Source organism: Janthinobacterium sp. FW305-129, assembly GCF_020858115.1.
Taxonomy (GTDB): Bacteria; Pseudomonadota; Gammaproteobacteria; order Burkholderiales; family Burkholderiaceae_D; genus Janthinobacterium.
In genome coordinates this window covers 1-17771 of sequence record NZ_JACYMM010000024.1, presented here as the reverse complement: position 1 = coordinate 17771, position 17771 = coordinate 1, and the positions used below count along the sequence as shown (strand labels likewise).

At 62.2% G+C, this 17771-nt stretch carries 17 protein-coding genes; 11 read left to right on the top strand and 6 right to left on the bottom strand.

What is annotated here, in order from left to right:
• The 5 genes from IGS61_RS27425 to IGS61_RS27405 all read left to right on the top strand — a co-directional run.
• The coding region (locus tag IGS61_RS27425; protein ID WP_230542456.1) for a carbohydrate porin at nt 1-297 on the top strand (297 nt) is incomplete at its 5' end.
• A gap of 244 nt (nt 298-541) precedes the next feature.
• Nucleotides 542-1795, top strand: coding sequence for an ABC transporter substrate-binding protein (locus IGS61_RS27420; RefSeq protein WP_230542455.1), 1254 nt, complete (start codon nt 542-544; stop codon nt 1793-1795).
• A gap of 116 nt (nt 1796-1911) precedes the next feature.
• Entirely contained in the window at nt 1912-2796 is an 885-nt protein-coding gene (locus IGS61_RS27415; RefSeq protein ID WP_034777935.1) for a carbohydrate ABC transporter permease, read from the top strand.
• A complete protein-coding gene (locus IGS61_RS27410; protein ID WP_034777933.1) occupies nt 2793-3662 on the top strand; it encodes a carbohydrate ABC transporter permease in 870 nt (289 codons plus the stop codon). Before IGS61_RS27415 ends, IGS61_RS27410 begins: the two co-directional genes overlap by 4 nt.
• A gap of 9 nt (nt 3663-3671) precedes the next feature.
• Complete coding sequence (locus IGS61_RS27405) at nt 3672-4781, top strand: ABC transporter ATP-binding protein (protein ID WP_230542454.1); 1110 nt, start codon at nt 3672-3674, stop codon at nt 4779-4781.
• Nucleotides 4782-4848: 67 nt separating this feature from the next.
• Here the strand turns inward: IGS61_RS27405 and IGS61_RS27400 are convergent, their stop codons facing one another.
• The 3 genes from IGS61_RS27400 to IGS61_RS27390 all read right to left on the bottom strand — a co-directional run bounded on the left by IGS61_RS27400 (nt 4849) and on the right by IGS61_RS27390 (nt 8859).
• Nucleotides 4849-6507 carry a ParB-like protein gene (locus IGS61_RS27400; protein ID WP_230542453.1) on the bottom strand — a complete coding sequence of 553 codons (1659 nt, stop codon included), beginning with the start codon at nt 6505-6507 and terminating at the stop codon, nt 4849-4851.
• Nucleotides 6508-6587: 80 nt separating this feature from the next.
• Entirely contained in the window at nt 6588-7616 is a 1029-nt protein-coding gene (locus IGS61_RS27395; protein ID WP_230542452.1) for a ParB/Srx family N-terminal domain-containing protein, read from the bottom strand.
• A gap of 25 nt (nt 7617-7641) precedes the next feature.
• Nucleotides 7642-8859 (bottom strand): hypothetical protein, encoded by a 1218-nt coding sequence (locus IGS61_RS27390; RefSeq protein WP_230542451.1) that lies wholly within the window; start codon nt 8857-8859, stop codon nt 7642-7644.
• A 237-nt stretch (nt 8860-9096) separates the two neighbouring features.
• Here IGS61_RS27390 and IGS61_RS28035 point away from each other — a divergent pair, with 237 nt between their 5' ends.
• Together IGS61_RS28035 and IGS61_RS27380 are read left to right on the top strand one after the other, a co-directional pair.
• Nucleotides 9097-9306 (top strand): type II toxin-antitoxin system RelE/ParE family toxin, encoded by a 210-nt coding sequence (locus IGS61_RS28035; protein ID WP_442908110.1) that lies wholly within the window; start codon nt 9097-9099, stop codon nt 9304-9306.
• Between the two features lie 125 nt (nt 9307-9431).
• A complete protein-coding gene (locus IGS61_RS27380; protein ID WP_230542450.1) occupies nt 9432-9770 on the top strand; it encodes a helix-turn-helix domain-containing transcriptional regulator in 339 nt (112 codons plus the stop codon).
• A 15-nt stretch (nt 9771-9785) separates the two neighbouring features.
• Here IGS61_RS27380 and IGS61_RS27375 read toward each other — a convergent pair whose 3' ends face one another.
• Genes IGS61_RS27375 through IGS61_RS27365 form a run of 3 tightly spaced genes read right to left on the bottom strand, consistent with a single transcriptional unit; the run spans nt 9786 to nt 12683 of the window.
• Nucleotides 9786-10808 (bottom strand): Gfo/Idh/MocA family oxidoreductase, encoded by a 1023-nt coding sequence (locus tag IGS61_RS27375; RefSeq protein WP_230542449.1) that lies wholly within the window; start codon nt 10806-10808, stop codon nt 9786-9788.
• Between the two features lie 29 nt (nt 10809-10837).
• Nucleotides 10838-11824, bottom strand: a complete 987-nt coding sequence (gene iolG, locus IGS61_RS27370; RefSeq protein WP_230542458.1) for an inositol 2-dehydrogenase — start codon at nt 11822-11824, stop codon at nt 10838-10840.
• Nucleotides 11817-12683: a MurR/RpiR family transcriptional regulator gene (locus IGS61_RS27365; RefSeq protein WP_099375816.1), complete on the bottom strand. Its 867-nt coding sequence runs from the start codon at nt 12681-12683 to the stop codon at nt 11817-11819. Before IGS61_RS27365 ends, iolG begins: the two co-directional genes overlap by 8 nt.
• A 258-nt stretch (nt 12684-12941) precedes the next feature.
• Between IGS61_RS27365 and IGS61_RS27360 the strand changes: the two genes are divergently transcribed.
• The 4 genes from IGS61_RS27360 to IGS61_RS27345 all read left to right on the top strand — a co-directional run.
• Nucleotides 12942-13988, top strand: coding sequence for a sugar ABC transporter substrate-binding protein (locus tag IGS61_RS27360; protein WP_230542448.1), 1047 nt, complete (start codon nt 12942-12944; stop codon nt 13986-13988).
• 170 nt (nt 13989-14158) lie between these two features.
• Complete coding sequence (locus IGS61_RS27355; protein WP_230542457.1) at nt 14159-15280, top strand: ABC transporter permease; 1122 nt, start codon at nt 14159-14161, stop codon at nt 15278-15280.
• Between the two features lie 3 nt (nt 15281-15283).
• A complete protein-coding gene (locus IGS61_RS27350; RefSeq protein ID WP_230542447.1) occupies nt 15284-16069 on the top strand; it encodes an ATP-binding cassette domain-containing protein in 786 nt (261 codons plus the stop codon).
• Nucleotides 16070-16077: 8 nt separating this feature from the next.
• Nucleotides 16078-17771 (top strand): bifunctional 5-dehydro-2-deoxygluconokinase/5-dehydro-2-deoxyphosphogluconate aldolase (locus IGS61_RS27345; protein WP_230542446.1); only part of this gene is annotated, 1694 nt, incomplete at its 3' end.

Sequence of the window (17771 nt, the reverse complement as noted above, 5' to 3'; positions counted from 1 at the left end):
GTGCGCCCGGTGTACGCATTCACCAACAACTTCAAGCTGGTGGGCGAACTGGGCACGGACCGCGTGACGCAAGCGGGTGGCCTGCCGGCCAAGCGCCTGACCAAGCTGACCATCGCCCCGACGATCTCGGCCGGCCCTGGCCTGTGGTCGCGTCCCGAGCTGCGCGCTTTCGTGACCTACGGCAAATGGAACGATGCGGCCACCGCCTCGGTCAATGCGTCGAACAACGGCGGCCCGATCTACAACAACAATACCAGCGGCACGTCCTATGGTTTCCAGGTGGAAACTTGGTTCTAAGTTTGCAGTCGTAGTCAGTCTAGATCAACCTGGCGCATCCTTCGCGGATGCGTTTTTGGCGCCGTCCCGTGATATAAATGCAATGTAGTCATATCATGGATCGCGGCGCCGTCTTTACACCAAGATGATGCCCGTTTGCAAGCGGGTCTGAGCACAAGAGCGCCGGTACAGGCGCAGATTTCACCTTTTTCGGCCCCCGTATGCCGAAGCCCCCTAAAAGCTTGATCAAAAAAGGAATGTGGAGATGAAACTGAAATTCAAGATTACCCAACTGGCCGCATTGACCACCCTGGCGTTTGCCGGCAGCGCGTTTGCGACCGACGTGGAAGTGTTGCACTACTGGACCTCCGGCGGCGAAGCGAAGTCTGTGGGCCAGTTGCAGCAAATCGTGAAGGAAAGCGGCTTCGGCTGGAAGGATTTCGCCGTGGCTGGCGGCGCTGGCGAAAACGCCGCGACCGCGCTGAAAACCCGCGTCATTTCCGGCAATCCGCCAACGGCCGCCCAGATCAAGGGCCCATCGATCCAGGAGTGGGGCGCGGAAGGCGTGCTGGCCAATATCGATGATGCCGCCATTCCAGGCAAATGGGATGCCGTGCTGCCGAAAGTCGTCGCCGACATCATGAAATACAAGGGCCATTACGTCGCCGCTCCCGTCAACGTCCACCGCGTCAACTGGATGTGGGTCAATCCGGAAGTGCTGAAAAAAGCCGGCGTGGCCACCACCCCGACCACCTGGGATGCGTTCTTCGACGCGGCCGAGAAAATCAAGAAATCGGGCGGCGTCGCCATCGCCCACGGCGGCCAGCCATGGCAGGACGCCACCGTGTTTGAATCCGTCGCGCTGGGCGTGGGCGGCACGGAATTCTACAAAAAGGCCATCCTCAAGCTGGACCAGAAGGAATTGACCGGCCCGACCATGCTCAAGGTGTTCGACACCCTGGGCAAGGTGAAGACCTACATCGACAAGGATGCGGCCGGCCGCGACTGGAACCTGGCCACCGCCATGGTCATCAACAACAAGGCCGGCTTCCAGTTCATGGGTGACTGGGCCAAGGGCGAGTTCACGGCTGCCGGCAAGGTGCCGGGCAAGGACTACCTGTGCGTGGCCGCCCCTGGCACGGACAAGGCCTACACCTTCAACATCGATTCGTTTGCCATGTTCACGCAAAAGGATGCGAATGCGAAGAAAGGGCAGATCGCCCTGGCCAACGCCATCATGAATCCGAAGTTCCAGTCGATCTTCAACCTGAACAAGGGTTCCATCCCCGTGCGTTCCGGCGTTTCGAAGGACAAGTTTGACGCTTGCGCCCTGAAATCGATGGAAGACATGGACGCCACCAACAAGACCGGCGGCCTGGTGCCATCGTTCGCCCACGGCATGGCGCTGCCTTCGGCCACGCAAGGTGCCGTGACCGACGTCATCGCCAAATTCATGAACACCAACATGAGCTCGAAAGACGCGGTTGCCGCCCTGGCCAAAGCGGCAAAAGTGAAGTAATCACGACGGCGCCGGTATTCCCGCCGGCGCCCGCTGCATCGCATGCATCGCAGGCGTCCGCCCTGGCTTTCGGCCGGGCCGGCGCCACACGCAGTTTTTACTTCTACGGCTGTCCTATGTCCATACGCAAGCAATTCGACCGATGGATACCGCAGATGGTGCTGGGCCCCACGCTCATCGCCAGCCTGGTATTCGTCTATGGTTTTATCTTTTTGACCGGTTGGCTGTCGCTGACCGAATCGCGGCTGATGCCGAACTACGAGTTCGCCGGCCTGGTGCAATATTACGAGCTGTTCGACAACGAGCGCTGGTGGACCTCGCTCAAGAACCTCGGCATCTTCGGTGTCCTGTTCATCGGTTGCAGCATCGCCATCGGCCTGTTCCTGGCCATCCTGCTGGACCAGAAAATCCGCGCCGAAGGCGCGCTGCGCGCCATCTACCTGTATCCGATGGCGCTGTCCTTCATCGTCACCGGCACGGCCTGGAAATGGATGCTCAATCCCAGCCTGGGCCTGGAAAAGGTCATGCACGACTGGGGCTGGACCTCGTTCACCTTCGACTGGCTGGTGAACTCCGACATGGCCATCTACACGGTGGTGATCGCCGGCGTATGGCAGTCGTCGGGCTTCGTCATGGCGCTGTTCCTGGCCGGCCTGCGCGGCATCGATGATGAAATCATCAAGGCGGCGCAAGTCGATGGCGCGTCCCTGCCGACGATCTACTGGCGCATCGTGATTCCCGCCATGCGTCCCGTGTTCTTCAGCGTGCTGCTGATCCTCGCGCATATCGCCATCAAGAGCTTCGATCTGGTCATCGCATTGACGGCTGGCGGACCTGGCAACTCGTCGTCCGTGCCGGCCATCTTCATGTACCAGTTTTCCTTCACCCGCGGCCAGCTGGGCCTGGGCTCGGCATCGGCAATGATGATGCTGGCCACCATCGTGGCCGTGCTCGTGCCGCTGATGTACCTGGAAACGCGCAGCGCAAAGGCGATGAGATGACACCTACACGAAATAATCGCCTCACCCTCGGACGGGTGGTGGTATACCTGCTGCTGATTCTGTTTGCGGTGTACTACATCGTGCCCCTGTACGTGACCCTGTCGACGTCGTTCAAGTCGCTCGACGAGATCCGCAGCGGCAACCTGCTGGCGTTGCCGCACGTGTGGCAGTTCGATTCCTGGTCCAAGGCCTGGTCGTCGGCCTGCACGGGCGTCACCTGCGACGGCATGCAGCCGTTCTTCTGGAACTCGATCAAGATGGTGATTCCCGCCGTGCTGATCTCGACCTTCCTGGGCGCCTTCAACGGCTATGTGTTCGCGCACTGGCGCTTCCGCGGTTCGGAAATCCTGTTTGCCGCCCTGCTGGTGGGCTGCTTCATTCCGTTCCAGGTGGTGATCCTGCCGATGGCGCGTTTGCTGGGCGAATTCGGCCTGGCCAATACGACTACCGGCCTGGTTTTCGTACACGTGGTGTACGGCACGGCGTTCACGACCCTGTTCTTCCGCAACTACTATATCGGCGTGCCGGAAGAACTGATCAAGGCGGCGCGCATCGACGGCGCCGGCTTCTTCTTGATCTTCCGCAAGATCGTGCTGCCGATTTCGGGTCCGATTTTCGTCGTCTGCATCATCTGGCAGTTCACGCAGATCTGGAACGACTTCCTGTTCGGCATCGTCTTCGCCAGCGGCGATTCGCAGCCGATCACGGTGGGCTTGAACAACCTGGTCAACACGTCCACGGGCGTGAAGGAATACAACGTCAACATGGCCGCCGCGGTGATTGCCGCGCTGCCGACCCTGCTGGTCTACCTGGTCGCAGGCCGTTATTTTGTGCGCGGCCTGACCGCAGGCGCAGTCAAAGGTTAAGGAAAGAATATGTCCAGTTTATCGATACGCAGCATCCGCAAGGTGTACACGAATGGCGTCGAAGTCTTGAAAGGCATCGACATCGAAATCAAGGATGGCCAGTTTCTGATCCTCGTCGGCGGCTCCGGCTCCGGCAAGTCGACCTTGCTCAACATGGTGGCCGGCCTGGAAAGCGTCACCTCGGGCGAAATCCTCATCGACGGCAAGGTGGTCAACGACCTGCCGCCGAAGGACCGCGACATCGCCATGGTGTTCCAGTCGTATGCGCTGTACCCGTCGATGACGGTGCGCGAAAACATCGCGTTCGGTCTGAACGTGAAAAAGGTGCCGAAGGCGGAGCAGGAAGAAATCGTTTCGCGCGTGGCCGAAACGCTGCAAATCACGCACTTGCTGGACCGCCGCCCGGCGCAGCTGTCGGGCGGCCAGCGTCAGCGCGTGGCCATGGGCCGCGCCATCTCGCGCAAGCCGTCGCTGTTCCTGTTCGACGAACCGCTGTCGAACCTGGACGCCAAGCTGCGCGTGGAAATGCGCGCCGAGATCAAGCTGCTGCACCAGCGCCTGAAGGCGACCATCGTCTACGTCACGCATGACCAGATCGAAGCGATGACGATGGGCGATTTGATCGCCGTCATGAAAGATGGGGTGGTGCAGCAACTGGGCACGCCGCAGGAAATCTACGACAATCCGGCGAATCTGTTCGTGGCCGGCTTCATCGGCTCGCCATCGATGAATTTCATCACCGTCAAGCCCGTCATCGAGGGCAACGAGGTGTTTGCCGCCATCGACAACGCGGGCAAGAGCATGCGCCTGGCCCTGCCGTTCGCCGCCGACAAGCTGCGCAGCTATGCGGGCCGCGACGTGATCCTGGGCGTGCGTCCGGAGCAGATCACGGACATGAGCAGCGCGCACGGCGACGTGGGCCAGGAACTGGGCTGCCTGATCGATCTGGTCGAGCCGACCGGCCCGGACACCCTGTTGACGACGCGCCTGAACGGCGCGGCAGTGACTTGCCGCACGCACCCACGCGAAGCCGTGCTGCCAGGGCAGACCATGCAGCTGTCGTTCAACCTGTCGAAAGCGGCCCTGTTCGATCCGGAGAATGGTGAACGCATCGCGTAAGCGACGCTGCCCATAAAAACGGCCCGCCTGTCAGCTGACAGGCGGGCCGTTGTCGTTTGCGCCGCGCTTACTTGGTCAGCGATTTTTTATACGCGATGGCGTAGCTCAGCTTGCCCGTCGGCGTGACCAGGTCGTCCAGCGCCGGCTGGCTGAAGACGCCCGTCCAGCCCAGGGTTTGCGCCGTCACGCCGCGGCTGACGATATCGTTCGCCTTCAGGCCCGCCATTGCCGTCGATGCGCTCCTGATGGTGGCCATGTAGCTGGCAACGTCGCGCGTGTCGGTCTTGGCCAGGTCGATGCCGGGCTGCGTGCGCAGCCAGTCGGCCCAGTAGAATTCGAGGAATTCCGTGGCCGTCGACGGCACCACGTAGCCGGCGTCGCGCGTGAAGTAGACGAGCGAGCGGTACGGGTCGTTGCCCAGCGACTTCAAACCGATGGATGCGGGCAGCTGGCTGGTGGCAATGGCCTTGTTGCTGCCATCTTTCAGCCAGACCTTGTTCACCTTCTTCATCTGCGTCCAGAAATCGTATTCATTGAGCTTGCTGAAATTGTCCGTCACCTTGACCCACACTTTCAGCTGATGATTCTGGCCATTGTCGGCATCGCGGAAGGCGGAAAACGTGTGGTGGCCGTCCGTCAGGTACAGGCTGCCGTTCGGGCCGATGACGACGGTTTTCATGTCGCCCGGCTTGCTGCCCACGGCGGACTTGCACTGGAACGTCGCAGGCGGATTGCTCAGGGTGGCGCCGGCCACGTTGGCCGTCTTGCTGACGACATCGTCCTGGCCGTTGGCTTCGCACAGTTCGGCGAATTTCTTTGGCTTGTTGGTCTTGGCCATGACCAGGTCTTCCGCGCCATAGCGGCCCAGCTTGTAATAGATCTGGTCGTAGCCGACGGCCGGCTGGGTAGGATGCAGCTCGTCGAGCGACACTTGCAGGAAGACGGGCGCCGCATCCGTGCCGGCAGACGTGGCGGCCAGCACCTGCTGGCGCGCGCTGAGCACGGGCGGCGTTTCCAGCACGCTCTTGCCGGTGGCGATCGGCGCGCCGCCAGCGATGATTTGCGCGATGATGCTGCCGCTGGCATTGACGATGTCGATATCCGTGCCGCTCTGTTTCACCTGCAGGTTGTCGAGCAAAACGTCGGCCGGGTCCTTGCTGTCCGGCGTCAGGGCACTGTTGACGAAGTCATAATTGGCTGCCATGCCCAGGGTTTGCAGGGGCGCCGCCAGGGCCGTGCCCAGCTGCGTCTGCGCCGTTTGCAGCCTGGCCGCATCGATGGCGGCCAGGCTGGCGGGGGACGCGCTTGAGGGGATGCTGCCCAGCAACTGCATGGCGATGACGGAGGTGAGCGGCGTCAGGTTGACGGCGCTTTCCTTCAGCGACAGGGCGTACAGGGTGGCGCCGCCTGCTGGCGTGACGGAGACGAGGAAGGGCGCCTTCGCCGTGGCAGCCAGGGGGATGGCCACCTTGCCTTTCGCGTCCGTGGTGCCGCTGCCGACGACATTCTTGCCGGCGTCGAGTACGGTGACGGTGGCATTCGCCACCGCCTTGCCGGTGGCCGCCACGACGTTCAGGAGGCGTGCGGGGGCGGCGGGGTCCACCGGGGCGACGGGCGCCGTGGTGGTGTCGCGATAGTCTTTGCCGCCACAGGCGGCCAGGCTGGCGCCCAGCGCGAGGGCGATGGCAATCGATAAGGTGCTGCGGCGGATGCTGTGCTTGTACATGGTGTCCCGTGATGTCGGCCTGAAAAGTGCCGACATGCTAGCGGGCGCAGATGTCAGGATGATGACACGCCGGGAGGTAACTAGCGCGGCAGCGACTTGCGGTAGTCGATGGCGTAGCGCAGCTTGCCTTTGTCTTGCGTCAATGCAGCCAGCGTTTCGCGGTCGACCTCGTCCAGCGCACCCAGATCCGCCGCGCGCTTGCCGCCGCTGACGATGTCATCGGGCTGCAGCGCCACCATCGCCTGTGCCGCTTGCAGGATGACGCTGGCATACGCGGCGCGATCAAGCAGGTCGACGCGCGCCAGGTCCAGCGCCGGCATGCCGCGCAGCCAGTCGGCCCAGTAAAACTCGAGAAATTCCGTGGCGTGCTCAGGCGGCTCGTAGCCGATCTCGCGCGTAAAGTAGACGAGCGAGCGGTAAGGATCGTCGCCCAGCGACTGCAAGCCGATGGCGGACGGCAGTTGCTGCGGCGTGATGGCCTGGTTGCGGCCATTTTTCAGCCACACCTTGTTTTCTGCGCGCATGCGTGCCCAGAACGCCGCGTCTCCCAGCGCGCTGAAATTGTCGCTGACCTTGACCCAGACCTTCAATTGATGATTGCGCCCGCCATCTGCATCCCAGAAGGTGGAAAACGTGTGGTGGCCATCGGTCAGGTACACGCCGCCGCGCGGCCCGATGACGACCGTCTTCATGTCGTCCGGACGGCTGCCGACGGCCGCCTTGCAGCGGTAGCCGGCCGGCGGCGCGGCCAGGGTGGCGCCGGCCACGTTGGCCGTGTTGGGCAAGACGTCGCCCTGGCCATTGGCTTCGCACAGGTCGGCAAATTTCTTCGGCCTGGCGATGTCGGCGATGTGCTTTTCTTCGGCCGCGTAGCGTCCCAGCTTGTAATACACCTGGTCGTAGCCGACGGCCGGCTGGGTCGGCTGCAGTTCATCGAGGCGCACCTGCAGGATGCGCGGATGGGCGGCGCTGCCCACGGCTGTCGCCATCAGTGCCTGCTGGCGCGCGCTGAGTGGCGGTGCCGTGGCGACGGCCGCATCCCTGGCCCATGCCGCATTGCTGACGGAAAGCGCCAGCAGCAGGGCGCTGGCAGTATGCGTGACGTGCATGCGACTCTCCTTTATCGTTTGTGCCTCATTCCAGCAGCGCGCTGGGCACGCGCGGCGACGACATCAGGTCGCGGAAGGCGGCCCAGTGCTCGGCGCGCGTACTGCCCTGGCGTTCGACATAGGCTTTCGCCATGTCCTGGCCCAGGTTGTAGTTGATGACGTACGCGCCCATGGCGTCGTAGAACTGCAGGCGCTGCGCCGATTTTTCGGCCGGGTACAGGCGCACGTTGACCAGCCATTCCAGCGCCTCGTCGCGCGTGATGCCGCCTTCGAGGTACTGGCGCGCGATGTCGTTGTCGGCGTAGCCGAGCTTGGCCAGCAACTGGTTCAGCTGCGCATAGCGGGGCGCCAGCGCAGGATCGAGGCCGGCCAGCGGGTACAGCACCTGCTGTTCGAAGTCCAGCCGCTCCGCCTCCGTGAAACTCAGCTCGATGCCGTAGTTGGCCGTGCCTTCGGCGATCAAGGATTGCGGCGAATACAGCGGATAGATGCAGTACTCCATCCAGCCCTTGCCGCGCACCAGGTCGCGTTCCAGCAGCACGTTGTAGACGTGGTGGCCCGGATACGCTTCGTGGCAACCGAGGTCGACGGCGCGATCGATATACACGGGCAAGTCCGTATTGATCTGGATCACGCTCTGATAGTTGCCCTTGTACCAGTTGTAGCCGCTCCAGGGTTTATTTGTGACAAATTCCAGGACAAAATCTTCGCCCTCGGGCAGGGCGATGTACTGCAAGGTGCGCTCGCGGCCCATGCGGATGGCCGCCTCCATGACGGCGCGCAGCTTGTCGGCAGGAATGACGAGTTGCGAGCGCAAGGCATTCACGCGTGCGCTGACCGTGCCGTCGCCGGGCAGCAAGGCATCGATCTGCTCCACCAGTGCTTCGTACCAGGCACGGCTGTGATGGGGCGAGACGGCATCGTACAGGCGCGCGCTTTCCGTATCGAAATCGAGGCGTAAACCCTGCAGCATGTCCGCCTTGGCCAGCACGGCTTGCAACTGCTTGCGCAGGTTGACGGCGCGCAAGGAGGCGTCACCGGCCAGCAGGGCCAGCGCCTCGTTTGCACTATCCTTGATGTCGCTCAAATTCTGTTGCTGTTCTGCCGCTTCAGCCTGCCACGCAGACGGGCCGTAATAGGCGTCCACGTACGAGGCATCGTGCTGGCCCATGGCCAGGACCAGCTTGACGTAGCATTCGGCCACGTGGGCAAGGTGAGGGGAGTTGCTGTCGTTGTTCGTCATGGCGGCAGGGTTTTTCGCGGTTGGGCAGCGCTTATTGTATAGCGCAATGGCATGCGCGTGAGGCGTGTACGCGTCACATCATTTCTCTACAGTAACTGGGGAAACACATCTTGATATACATCAGTGATCCCGGCATTCGGCACCTGCGTCATGCGGTTTCGCCGCAAGATGGCGTGGTCTTCTTTTTTATGCATACGCGTGATTTTCTCCTTGATCTTTCTTCGTTTATGGACGAATGTGATATACGAGATCCGGCACTATCTGACGTCATCGGGCAGGGATTTATACACGGAATGGCTGAAACGCCAGCGCGACAACACGGCCAGGGTGGCCATAGCCCGGCGCGTGTTGCGTATGATTCCCGGCAATTTTTGCGACCATAAATTTTGCCACGATGGCGTGTGGGAATTGCGCATCGACGTGGGGCCTGGTTACCGCGTGTATTAAGCCATCGCCGGCGAACAGATCATTTTATTGCTGTGCGGAGGCGCAAGCGCGAGGCGACAAGCGCACGCAGCCGAAAGATATCGAATACGCCTGTGCTTGCTGGCACGACTGGAAGGAGAGGGGACATGAAAGAGGAACTCAGCAAACCACCGAGAGACCGCTCGCATGACGAAGCGATGGCCGAACTGTACCGCGACGATCCCGATCTCGCTCTCGAACTGATCAACAATATCCTCGTCGATGGCGACCTCGGCGAACTGCTGGCCGTGCTGCGCCAGATGACGCGCGCCTTTGGCGGCGTGCCCGCCGTGGCGCAGGCGGCCAGGCTCAATCCCACCCAGCTGTATCGCACCCTGTCGCCCGAGGGCAATCCCTCGCTGAGCACCTTGACGGCCATCCTCGATGCCATGGGCTTGCGCCTGGCCGTCGAGCCCAAACAGCCGTTTTCTGCACCGGCCGCCTGAGTCCCTGCCTTTGGCTTAAAACTCCACAGGCCGTGCTTCGCGCATGGCTTGCGTCATGGCCAGGCCGATGCGCGTCGCTTCCGTGGCGTCGTGCAAGGTCAATGACAAGGTGCGCCGGCCCAGCGCCGCATCCGTAAATTCCTGCGCCTCGATCAAGAAGGCGTCGGCGAAGCGGGCATAGAAGTCCGGCGTGCACTCGTTGCGCACGCCATGCGCATCCGAGATTTCCACGCGGTTCAGGCGCGGATTGCTGCCCACGGCCAGGCGGCCGCCCGTGCCGAATACTTCCGTCAGGGTTTCATGGCCATGCGCCATGGTGCGCGAGGCCATGAAGCTGGCCATGCTGCCGTCGCTGAACTCGACCGTCGCCAGGCCATTGTCGACGTCGCCGAACGCCTGCAAGCCCGTGTGGATGGCGTTGGTGCCGCTCGCATACACGCGTTTGGGCACGGGGTTGCCCAGCAGCCAGCGCGCCAGGTCGATGTCGTGCACGCTGCAATCGAGAAAGATCCCGCCGCTGGTGGGGGCGAAGCGCATGAAGGCGCCGCTGGGGTCGTTCTGGTCGCAGGTCTGCGAACGCACGAGATACGGCTTGCCGATCAGGCCCTGGGCGATCTTTTGCTGCGCGTCATGGTAGCTGGCGTCGAAACGCCGCACGAAACCGATCATGATGGTCAACTGCGGGTGGCGCGCCGCCTCCGCTTCCACCTTCAGGCAGTCGGCCAGGTCCAGCGATAGCGGTTTTTCGCAAAACACGTGCTTGCCGGCGCGCAAGGCGGCGATGATCTGGTCCGCATGCAGCGAGGTGGGCGTGACGAGGAAGACGGCGTCCAGGCCCGGGTGGCCCAGCAGCGCGTCGTAGTCGGCATAGCCGGTGGTGATGCCGAGTTGGCTGGCGGCCCAGTCCAGTTCGGCCGGCACGGGGCTGCAGGCGGCGACTACTTCGGCATTCGGCACACGCTGCGCCAGGTTGATGGCGTGGCGCTGGCCCAGCCGGCCCAGGCCGACGATGCCGACTTTTAATGTTGGGGATGACATGGTGTCTCCAGTATCTTGTTTTTGTATTTTTACAGGGTCACGACACGCTGTTCGCGCCACGACAGGGTGGCCGCCTCGGCCAGTTCCAGTGCCTTCAAGCCATCGTGGACGGTGGTGCGCAGCGGCGTGCCGTGGCTGAGGGCGTCGAAGAAATGTGCCATTTCCTGCGCGTAAGCGTGGCGATAGCGTTCCAGGAAAAAATCTTCCGGCTTGTCCACGCTGACGTTCACCGAGCCATAGGCCGTCACTTCCGTCGGCTTGTGGTTGCCCGCCTGCAGCATGCCGGCGCTGCCCAGCACTTCGAAGCGCTGGTCGTAGCCGTAGGCGGCGCGGCGCGAGGCATTGATCTGGCACAAGCGGCCCTTGGCCGTGCGGATGGTGACGACGGCCGTATCAAGGTCGCCCGCTTCGCCGATGGCCGGGTCGACCAGGCAACTGCCCGTGGCGTGCACGCTGACGGCTTCATCGTCGAGTATCCAGCGGAAGATGTCGAAATCGTGGATCAGCATATCCTTGAAGATGCCGCCCGAGACCTTGATGTAGCTCACGGGTGGCGGCCCCGGATCGCGGCTGGTCACAATGAGCAACTCCGGCGTGCCGATTTCGCCCGCCTCAATCCGTGTCTTGACGGCATTGAAGGTGGGGTCGTAGCGGCGCTGGAAGCCCAGCATGCACAGCACCTTGGCTTCCTTCACGGCCGCGGCGCAGGCGCGCGCCCGGTCGAGGGTCAAATCGACGGGTTTTTCGCAAAAGATGGCCTTGCCGGCGGCGGCCGAGCGCAGGATCAGGTCTGCGTGCGTGTCCGTACTGGAGGCGATGACGACGGCCTTGACGGCCGGATCGGCCAATGCCGCTTCCACCGTGGCGCTGCTACCGCCATGCAAGCCGGCCAAGGCGGCGGCCGCTTCCTGGTTGACGTCGACCACGTACTTGAACTGCACGCCGGGCTGGGCAGCCAGGTTGGCCGCGTGGATTTTGCCGATGCGTCCGGCGCCGAATAACGCTACTTCAATCATCATGTTCTCCTGGGGTGTGGATTTCTTCGATGTCGAGCTCTAATTTGTATGCCAGCGCGATGAACAGCGCCTGGCACAGGCAGATGGTGCTGGTCAGCGAGCGGAAGGCGAAGGCGCTGCCCTCGGTGACGGTGAGCAGCGCGTCGGCGGCCCGCGCGAGCGGGGCCAGCTTGCTGTCGGTAATCACCAGGACCTTGGCGCCCTTGTCCTGCGCCGCCTTGATGCACTGCTGGGTTTCCTTGCCGTAAGGCGAGAAACTGATGGCGATCGCCACATCGCGTTCGCGCACGCTGCGCATCTGTTCGCGGTGCATGCCGCCCAGTCCGCTGATCAGGTGCACGCGCTTGTCCGTGTGTTCCAGCGCGTAGGCGATGTAGGAGGCGATCGGAAACGACCGGCGCACGCCGATCACATAGATGTTTTCCGCTTTCAACAGCAGGTTGACGGCCGCTTCCAGCTGCGCGTCGTCGAGGCCTGCCGCCAGGTCGTCGAGGCCGGCGCGGCTGGCGCCGACGAATTCGCGCGTCAGGTCGCCCGCGCTGAGGGCGGCGTCGCGCGTGGAGATGAGCTTGCGGATGCGCTGCTGGTAGTCGGGCGTGGCGCCGGCCTGGTCCGTGTACGCCTGGCGGAACACATCCTGCATTTCAGAAAAACCCGTGTAGCCGAAGCGCTGCGCGAAGCGCACGATGGCCGACGGCTGCACGTCGCAGGCGCTAGCGATGTCGCTGATGCGTTCGAGCATCAGGCTGGCACGGTGCTTTTCAATGTATTGGGCGATAACCTTTAATTGGCGCGACAGGTTGTCGTACTCGGCGGCAATGTGCTGCATCAGCTGTTCGATGGGGGCGGTGGCTGCCATGTTTTTTCCTTGGTGTGCTTGCTGGGCCGTGATGCTGTATCAAGTTGCGCTACGGCTGGTTCTGGCGAGAATTATAGGAGGGAATCCTGAAAATAGAAACGAATTTCTATTTAAATTTATTTTGAAAATTTTATTGCATTTGTCTTTTTTGTGGCCTAAGCTGTGCGCAGTGCATCGGGTCTTGCCGGCTTTCCGGCTCCCCGTTGACACGCTTCAAAAGCTGGCAACTATAAAAATTAATCCTTCAAGGAGACATTCATGCAAAGCAATAAGCGTAAGGGATTTCTGAAGAGCCTGGCTGTGCTGGGACTCGGCCTCGGACTGGGTCTGGGCATGAGCGCCAGCCACGCGGCAGGCGAGAAATTCGTGCTGATCAGCCATGCGCCCGATTCCGATTCCTGGTGGAATACGATCAAAAATTCCGTCAAGCAAGCAGGTGAAGACTTCAATGTCAGCGTCGACTACCGCAACCCGCCGAATGGCGACCTGGCCGACATGGCGCGCCTGGTCGAGCAATCGGCGGCCCGCAACTACGACGGCGTGATCGTCAGCATCGCCGACTTCAGCGTGCTGCAAAAACCGCTGGGCCTCGTTGCCGCCAAGAAGATTCCGTTTGTCACGATCAACTCCGGTACCCTGGCGCAAAGCGAGCAGCTGGGCGCCGTGATGCACGTGGGCCAGCCTGAATACGAGGCAGGCAAGGGCGCCGGCGAAAAAGCCAAGGCGGCCGGCATCAAATCGTTCGTCTGCGTCAACCATTACGCGACGAATCCATCGTCGTTCGAGCGCTGCCGCGGCTTTGCCGAAGCCATCGGCGTCGATTTCAAGGCCGCCACCCTGGATGCGGGCGAAGATCCGACCACCATCGAAAGCAAGCTGAGCGCCTACCTGCGCAACAACCCGAAAACCCAGGCCGTGCTGGCGCTGGGGCCCACCTCGGCCCACGCTTCGCTGAAGGCGCTGGAAAAGATGGGCTTGAAGGGCAAGATGTGGTTCGCCACGTTCGATTTGTCCGATGAAATCTCGAAAGGCATCAAGGATGGCAGCATCCAGTTCGCCATCGACCAGCAACCCTACCTGCAAGGCTACATCCCCGTTGCCGTGCTGGCCATCATGAAGCAGGACAAGACCACGGACCTGGCCAAGGTGCGCGAAAAGCTGATCAATAACGCCAAGTTCAAGGCGCGCCTGGCCGAATATGGCCTGGCACCATCGTATGGCCCGCGCCATATCGGTTCCGGTCCTGGTTATGTCACCAAGGACAATATCGGCAAGGTGGAGAAATACGCCGGCCAGTTCCGTTAAGCACCCGCTTTTCAATTCAATCAATACTTAGTTGATGTCCCCGCGCGCAGGCCAAGCTTGCCGGCGCGCGGGTCCTGCCGCCCTGGAATTGTTGTCGAGGCTGGCAGGTTGCTATAAATCAAGGGAGACATAGCATGAGTACCGTGAAATTCAGCGTGGAGCAGGGCGGCATGGCCGCCTCGGGCACGCCGCCGCAGAAGCAGGGCTTGGATGAGCGCGTGGGGCAGGTCAGCTGGCTCAAGCGGCTGTTCAGCCGTCCTGAGTTCGCCTCGATCTCGGGCGCCATCCTGGTGTTCGCCTTCTTCATCCTGACGGCCGGCGATTCCGGCATGTTCAACCTCGACGGCGTGATCAACTGGGCGCAAGTGGCCGCTTACCTGGGCATCATCGCCATCGGCGCCTGCGTCTTGATGATCGCCGGCGAATTCGACCTGTCGATCGGCTCCATGATCGGCTTTGCCGGCATGATGATCGCCATTCCTTCCGTGTATTTCCACTGGCCCGTGTGGGCCGCCATCCTGTTCGCCTTTGCCGGTTCGATGGCGCTGGGCTGGCTCAACGGCTACCTCGTCATCAAGACGCGTTTGCCGTCGTTCATCGTCACCCTGGCCTTTTTGTTCATCCTGCGCGGCCTGACCCTGGCCCTGTCCATCATGTTTGCCAACCGCACCATCGTCAGCGGCATCGGCGCGCTGGCCGCCGACGACTGGCTGGCCATGACCCTGTTCCATGGCGAAGTGGGCACTTCGCTGTTCGCCTGGATGGCCAAGGCGGGCTGGATCACGGCGCTCGACAATGGAGCGCCGCTGGTCAAGGGCATCCCCAAGGTTATCGTCTGGTGGGCGGGCTTGGCGCTCGTGTCCGGCTTCGTCCTGGCCCGCACCCGCATCGGCAACTGGATCTTCGCCGTCGGCGGCGACGCCAACGCGGCCAAGAATGTGGGCGTGCCCGTGAAAACCATCAAGGTGTCGCTGTTCGTCTTCACGGCCTTCTGCGCCTGTTTGTTTGCCACATTGCAAGTATTTGACGTGGGATCGGCCGCCGCCGACCGCGGCATGCAAAAGGAATTCGAAGCCATCATCGCGGCCGTCATTGGCGGCGCCCTGTTGACGGGCGGCTACGGTTCCGTCGTCGGCGCCTGCTTCGGCGCGCTGATCTTCGGCGTGGTACAGATCGGCATTACTTATACGAATATCAATTCCGACTGGTTCCGTGTCTTCCTCGGCGTCATGCTGCTGATCGCGGTACTGTTCAACAACTTTGTCCGTGCCCGTGTCACGGAAGCGAGATAAGCCATGAGCGAATACATCCTTGCGCTGGAAAACATCAGCAAACGCTTCGGCTCCGTCATCGCCCTGCAAAACGTCACCTTGCGCCTGAAACCGGGCGAAGTACATTGCCTGCTGGGCGATAACGGCGCCGGCAAGTCGACCCTGATCAAGACCCTGGCCGGCGTGCACAAGCCCACCGATGGCCAATACCTGGTCGATGGCAAGCCCGTCAGCTTCAATTCGCCAAAAGAGGCGCTCGACCTGGGCGTGGCCACCGTCTACCAGGACCTGGCGCTCGTGCCCCTGCTGTCCGTGGCGCGCAATTTCTTCATGGGCCGCGAGCCGATCAAAAAGATGTTCGGCGTGCTGCCCGTGATGGATATGGACTATGCGGCCACCACGGCGCGCGACAAGCTGGCCGAAATGGGCATCATGGTGCGCGACCCGCACCAGGCCGTGGGCACCATGTCGGGCGGCGAACGCCAGTGCCTGGCCATTGCCCGCGCCATCCACTTCGGCGCCCGCGTGCTGATCCTCGACGAGCCGACGGCCGCGCTGGGCGTGAAACAATCGTTCAATGTGCTGAAACTGATCTACAAGGCGCGCGAACGGGGCTTGTCCGTGATCTTTATCACCCACAATGTGCACCACGCCTATCCCGTGGGCGACTCGTTCACTCTGTTGAATCGGGGCAAGTCGCTGGGTACTTACACCAAGGAAACAGTTTCCAAGGATGAAGTACTCGACATGATGGCGGGCGGCGCGGAAATGCAAACGCTGATGGCTGAACTCGACGGTGTCACGATTTAAGGATAACCATGAATAACCCGACACAATTTGCCCAGGGCCGCGCGCTCGACGTGATCTGCCTGGGCCGCCTGGCCGTGGATCTGTACGCGCAGCAGATCGGCAGCACCCTGGAAGACGCGACGAGCTTTGCCAAATACCTGGGCGGCTCGTCGGCGAATATCGCCTTCGGCACGGCCCGGCTGGGCCTGAAGTCGGCCATGCTGTCGAAGGTGGGCGACGACCACATGGGCCGTTTCCTCACCGACACCTTGGCGAAGGAGGGCTGCGACATCAGCCACGTGGGCATCGACCGCGACCGCCTGACGGCCCTCGTCATGCTGGGCATCAAGGACAAGAACACCTTCCCGTTGATTTTTTACCGTGAAAATTGCGCCGACATGGCCATCGACGCATCGTCGGTGGATGCGGCCTTCATTGCCTCGAGCAAGGCACTGTTGATCACCGGCACGCATTTTTCGACCGCCGCCATGCACGCCGTCAGCACGCAAGCCTTGAAATTGGCCCGCGCGAATAACGTGCGCACCGTGCTCGACATCGATTACCGGCCCGTGCTGTGGGGCTTGTCGGGCAAGGCGGACGGCGAAACGCGTTTCGTCTCGAACGAAGGTGTCACCCGCCACTTGCAGGCCATCCTGCCGCAGTTCGACCTGATCGTCGGCACGGAAGAGGAATTCATGATCGCCGGCGGCGGCGCGGACATTCTGGCGTCCTTGCGTGCCGTGCGGGCCGCCACCCTGGCGACCCTGGTCGTCAAGCGTGGCCCGCTGGGCAGCGCCGTCATCGACAATGTGGTGCCGCAAAGCCTGGACGACGCGTATAACTACCGCGGCGTGCGCGTGGAAGTGCTGAACGTGCTTGGCGCGGGCGACGCTTTTCTTTCCGGTTTCCTGAAAGGCTGGCTGCGCGGCGAGGATTACGAAGCGTGCTGCCGCTACGCGAACGGCTGCGGCGCTCTGGTCGTGTCGCGGCATGGCTGCGCGCCGGCCATGCCGTCGCCTGTCGAGCTCGATTATTTCCTCGCCAACGCGGCCAAACTGACGCAGCCGGACCAGGACGCCACCTTGTCGCGCCTGCACCGCACGACGGTGGCGCGCAAGGAGTGGAATGAGCTGTGCGTGTTCGCGTTCGATCACCGCACGCAATTCTTTGAGCTGGCGCAACAAGCGGGCGCGCCCGAATCGCGTATCTGCGCCTTGAAGCAATTGATGGTGCAAGCCGTGGCGCAGACGGAAACGGCCTTGCAACTGGCCGGCAAGACGGGCGTGCTGATCGATGGCCGTTATGGCGTCGATGCGCTCAACGATGCGACGGGGCGGGGCTGGTGGATAGGCCGTCCTGTGGAATTGCCCGGTTCCAATCCGCTGCAGTTCGACTGGGGCCGCTCCATCGGCTCGCATCTGCTCAGCTGGCCAAAGGAACACGTGATCAAGTGCCTGGTGCAACTGCATCCGGACGACGCTGTGGAAAACCGGCTGGAACAGGAAGCGCAGATCAAGGCCCTGTATGACGCGGCGCAAGTGAGCGGTCACGAACTGTTGCTGGAAGTCATACCGTCGGACGCCTTGCCGCACGGCGACGACACAGTCTTGCGCGCCGTCAAGCGCCTGTACAACCTCGGCATCTACCCGGAATGGTGGAAGCTGGAAAGCATGTCGGCCAAGCAATGGCAAGCCATCGATGCCCTCGTGCACGAGCGCGATCC